Genomic DNA, 3,959 nt, shown 5'->3' with positions numbered 1-3,959 from the left:
GGGCGTTTGTAAAAATAATACAACTTCGCTATTGTAATGAGGCACAGTAATAACGGCTATTGAGGCTCCGTCAAGCCGGTCATATACAGCTTGCCGTTGCAGGCTTCTTATAGAAAATCGAGTGGGCTTGGTACATTATTCATTTCGGTTTGTGCAACATGTGTATACAGCATCGTAGTTTTAATGGAGTTATGCCCTAACATTTTTTGAATTACTCTTATATCTGTACCGGCTTCCAGTAAGTGGGTAGCATAGGCGTGTCTCAAACTATGTAAGCTCACTTTTTTAGTAATTCCTGCTCTTTGCACAGCTGTACTAAACACTTTGCGCAAACTCGTTGTTGTGTATTGCTTGCCATGGCGCCCTTCAAACAAATAGTTGGTAGGCTTATATTCTTTATAATACAAACGGAGTGTTTTTTTAAGCTTATCTGGAAAGGGCAAATTACGGTCTTTCTTACCCTTTGCAGCTTTTATAAATATCATATTACGATCTCCATCCAGATTAACAATATGCAATGCTGTAAGCTCGCCACTACGCAAACCTAATGCATATGTGGTCATGAGCATGGCTCGATGCTTAAGGTTTTGAGTGCGCTCAAACATCCTATTTACTTCTTGTTGTGATAGGATATCTGGTAAGATGCGTTGTGGTTTTCTAGGAGCGATACGATCAAAAGAAACGTACTTATAATGCGCTAACTCCAAATACAATTTTATAGCACTGGTTAACTGCTTTTGCGTTGCATACGCATAGTTTCTATCCTGGATTAGCTGTATTACTTTTTGTTTTAAGTGATGTTGCTCTAGTCTATGTAGTGGTAAACTATCACCCAGGTATTTCTGAAAACTTACTAAAAGCCCTATATAGGTCTGGATTGTATTAGGTGCATATCTTTTTATTTTTAAAAGCGTTGCAAATTCATCAAAAGTACTCATATACGCTACATATTGATCATTGTGCTAAATTAGCAAAAAAGTACTTATATACTTATCTTTGAGTACTATAAACGTTACTTTTTAATAAAGTACTTATATACACTAGTTGCCCATAATTATGAAAAAAATCCGTCTGACATTAATAATTGGAATTTTAATATCAAATTTTGGTTTTTCACAATCGAAATCTGAAATTGAAAATCTTTTGGACGGAATTTCTAAAATTGAGAACTCTAAAGAAATAACGAAAACAGAACAAGCTGAAAAACTAATTAAATATGGTTGGCGGATTTTACCAACTCTTGCGGAATTTTTTACTGACCAAACTCTGACAAAAATAAAGTCGGAATGTCACGAACGAATTCTAAAAAAAGGTGAACTCGCAATAATATTGGCTGACCGAATTGAGGGTATGCCCTATTTTACATTAACTGGAATGCAAAACTGTATTCTGACTTTTTGCGATAAAAACCCAAATTTGGTCGAATATTATCTTCCTGCAATCGTAGCCCAAGGAATGCCTGAATTCAGAGAAAAATATAATGAATGGTTAGCAAGTGATGACCGAATTGATTGGACACCAATGCTGAATTACAGCTCGAAAAAAGAATTGCGCAAAATTAAACGTGAACGAAAAAAATCAATACTTGAAATGCAGAGCGGAAAATAACTATGGGCAACACCGTATAAAAATAATAGGGCAATTAGTTGCTTAATTCAATGACTTGGGAGTATTTTCGAAGTCGCCAAATTTTTAAATTTGGTATAATTAAAAAGAGAAAAGATAATTAACAAAATATAAAAATTCGGCTTTAGTTTAATCCGAAAAGTATCGCTTACAACTGCCCTACTTTTCTTATACTAGACCGTTGCCACACATTTGAGAAAAAATTGAGAATAACAATAATCTTCATATTACTATCATTAAACATTACGGTTGGATTTTCCCAAGCGGATAGTCTGTCTTTGCGAAATATTGAATTAAAATCGTACTATGCGGACAACGATTTAGAGAAAATGATTTCTAAAAACAAATTTGATTTAGACAGTATTCTTGTTAAAACAAAACGATATAAAAACAAAATACAAGCGGAAAGTAAATTTCCTAGTAGCAAACTGAAACTGCAAACGGAATATTATTTTGAAAAAGGAACTCTACAACTAATAAGGTTTACGGAGATTAGTGACGGATTTAAAAAATATGACGCAAAAAAAGTGACAGAATTTTATTATGTTGACGGAATAAAAGTTGCAGAAAAAGTTCGGAGTATTATTCCGGGAATTTTAGCCGAATTAGGAGTTCCAAAAGATACCGATAAAGCCTTTGGTTATAATAAAAATTGGACGACTGATTTTTTACTCAATTTGGCGGAACAAATAATGAGGAATGCAACTGAATAAAAAACGTGTGGCAACAACGTATATAGGCAATGCGGGAGTTGTCGCTTAACCAAAAGTTTGGGTATATTTGGAAGTCGCCGAATTTTACAAATCCGACTTTTGATACAAACAAAAAATAAAAAGCGGAATTTGTAAAAATCGGCTTGTGGCTCAACCGAATGGCAACAGCCATTCTCGCCCACACTGCCCATATACAAGACCGTTGTGCACAAGTTGACCAAAAATGAGACTAACCGAATTAATCCTGATTTTACTGATATCCAGTTTGACTTTTGGACAAGACAAATATGTCGGAATTTATAATGACCGATTTTCGGAAAGTATTGAATTGAAATCGGACTCAACTTTTGTTCATAATTACAAATTTGACCTTGCATCGAGCTGGACAATTGGAAAATGGAAAGTAAAAAAAGACACAATATATCTGACAACTGAATTTGTAATGGACACTCTGCAAATTCGTGATTCAGAAAGTAAAATAATTCGTGATTCTTTGGTTATTTCGTCTGACCGAGAATCAAACCGAATAGAAAAAATAGAACATTTAAGCTACTTGCTTTCAAGTGGAGGTCAGAATAGACTTAAACCACCTGAAAAAATGTTTTGGAAAAGGAATAAGATTTACCGAATTACAGAAGAAGGAAAAGTTGAAAAAATAAGAGAAGTAAAAAGTGATAAATATAAAACCTACTTTCGAAAACAATATGAATAAAAACCTGTGCACAACACCGTGTATATAAAATCGCTTAAATAAGGCTTAAAACAAAGTCTGTTGCCTATTTTTATTATGATTTTCCTGCGGAAAATCTAAGGATACAAGAAACGCGACTTTCCATACACAATACCGTTAGCAAACATTGAAAAAACGCAGTAAGTAAATTATATGATTTATATACAATACACAGCTAAACCGAAAAAAGTACCGAAACTTGACAATGATGCTGCTGGGGCTTATATAAATTGTTGGATAAATTATTCTGATATTGAACAAGCAAAAAATGTCGCGGAAAAAATGATTGATGAATCTGGCTGGAATATAATTTCGTTAGATAATTTGGAATTTATTACTAGAGAGTTTTATGAAAACGATACTGACGATTCTCATTCAAAGTATTTTGACCAAGCGGAAATTGACAATGAAGTAATATCAATTTATAGTTATCCTTTAATTGACGAAGAAGAATAGATATTTAAAATCATAAATGAATTAAAAGTGACTGAATCCGAATTGAATGAAATAGAAAAAAGATTGAAGAACTCAACAAAAGGAAAGTGGATTCCAATGGTTGAGGGAATCACTCACGAATCAGGTTCGGATTTTATAATGACGAACGTAAATAATAGTGACGATTATAAAAATGCTGACCGAGGAAAAGATATTGAGCTGTATGGAGGAACAAAAGAAGACATTATATTTATTGCAAATGCCAAACAAGATATTCGGAAATTAATCGATGAAATTAGAAAGCGAAAATGAAAACGTTTGCTAACACCGTGTATGAAAAAATCGCTTAAATTAGTGCTATGAAACATAGTGAGTTGCTTCTTTTTATTATGATTTTCCTGCGGAAAATCTAAGGATATAACAAACGCGACTTCCCATACACAATACCGTTAGCA

The 3,959-nt window shown here is 33.5% G+C and carries 6 protein-coding genes; 5 read left to right on the top strand and 1 reads right to left on the bottom strand.

The window, feature by feature from the left end:
- Positions 1 to 107: 107 nt before the first annotated feature.
- Positions 108 to 938: a tyrosine-type recombinase/integrase gene (locus tag Q0C58_RS00570; RefSeq protein WP_290696320.1), complete on the bottom strand. Its 831-nt coding sequence runs from the start codon at positions 936 to 938 to the stop codon at positions 108 to 110.
- Between the two features lie 118 nt (positions 939 to 1,056).
- Between Q0C58_RS00570 and Q0C58_RS00565 the strand changes: the two genes are divergently transcribed.
- The 5 genes from Q0C58_RS00565 to Q0C58_RS00545 all read left to right on the top strand — a co-directional run bounded on the left by Q0C58_RS00565 (position 1,057) and on the right by Q0C58_RS00545 (position 3,816).
- Positions 1,057 to 1,608: a hypothetical protein gene (locus Q0C58_RS00565; RefSeq protein ID WP_290696318.1), complete on the top strand. Its 552-nt coding sequence runs from the start codon at positions 1,057 to 1,059 to the stop codon at positions 1,606 to 1,608.
- Positions 1,609 to 1,955: 347 nt separating this feature from the next.
- Complete coding sequence (locus Q0C58_RS00560) at positions 1,956 to 2,339, top strand: hypothetical protein (RefSeq protein ID WP_290696316.1); 384 nt, start codon at positions 1,956 to 1,958, stop codon at positions 2,337 to 2,339.
- A gap of 223 nt (positions 2,340 to 2,562) precedes the next feature.
- Complete coding sequence (locus Q0C58_RS00555) at positions 2,563 to 3,051, top strand: hypothetical protein (protein WP_290696315.1); 489 nt, start codon at positions 2,563 to 2,565, stop codon at positions 3,049 to 3,051.
- A gap of 171 nt (positions 3,052 to 3,222) precedes the next feature.
- Positions 3,223 to 3,525: a hypothetical protein gene (locus Q0C58_RS00550; RefSeq protein ID WP_290696313.1), complete on the top strand. Its 303-nt coding sequence runs from the start codon at positions 3,223 to 3,225 to the stop codon at positions 3,523 to 3,525.
- A 27-nt stretch (positions 3,526 to 3,552) separates the two neighbouring features.
- Entirely contained in the window at positions 3,553 to 3,816 is a 264-nt protein-coding gene (locus Q0C58_RS00545; RefSeq protein ID WP_290696312.1) for a hypothetical protein, read from the top strand.
- The last annotated feature ends 143 nt before the right edge of the window (positions 3,817 to 3,959 follow it).

The organism is Lacinutrix sp., assembly GCF_023299985.1.
Classification (GTDB): Bacteria; Bacteroidota; Bacteroidia; order Flavobacteriales; family Flavobacteriaceae; genus Lacinutrix.
This window is presented reverse-complemented; position numbering and strand designations above follow the sequence as displayed.

Coding starts and splice junctions, on each gene's coding strand:
- Q0C58_RS00555 (WP_290696315.1), top strand. CDS start 2,563: ATGAGACTAACCGAATTAATCCTGATTTTACTGATATCCAGTTTGACT.
- Q0C58_RS00570 (WP_290696320.1), bottom strand. CDS start 938: ATGAGTACTTTTGATGAATTTGCAACGCTTTTAAAAATAAAAAGATAT.
- Q0C58_RS00550 (WP_290696313.1), top strand. CDS start 3,223: ATGATTTATATACAATACACAGCTAAACCGAAAAAAGTACCGAAACTT.
- Q0C58_RS00565 (WP_290696318.1), top strand. CDS start 1,057: ATGAAAAAAATCCGTCTGACATTAATAATTGGAATTTTAATATCAAAT.
- Q0C58_RS00560 (WP_290696316.1), top strand. CDS start 1,956: ATGATTTCTAAAAACAAATTTGATTTAGACAGTATTCTTGTTAAAACA.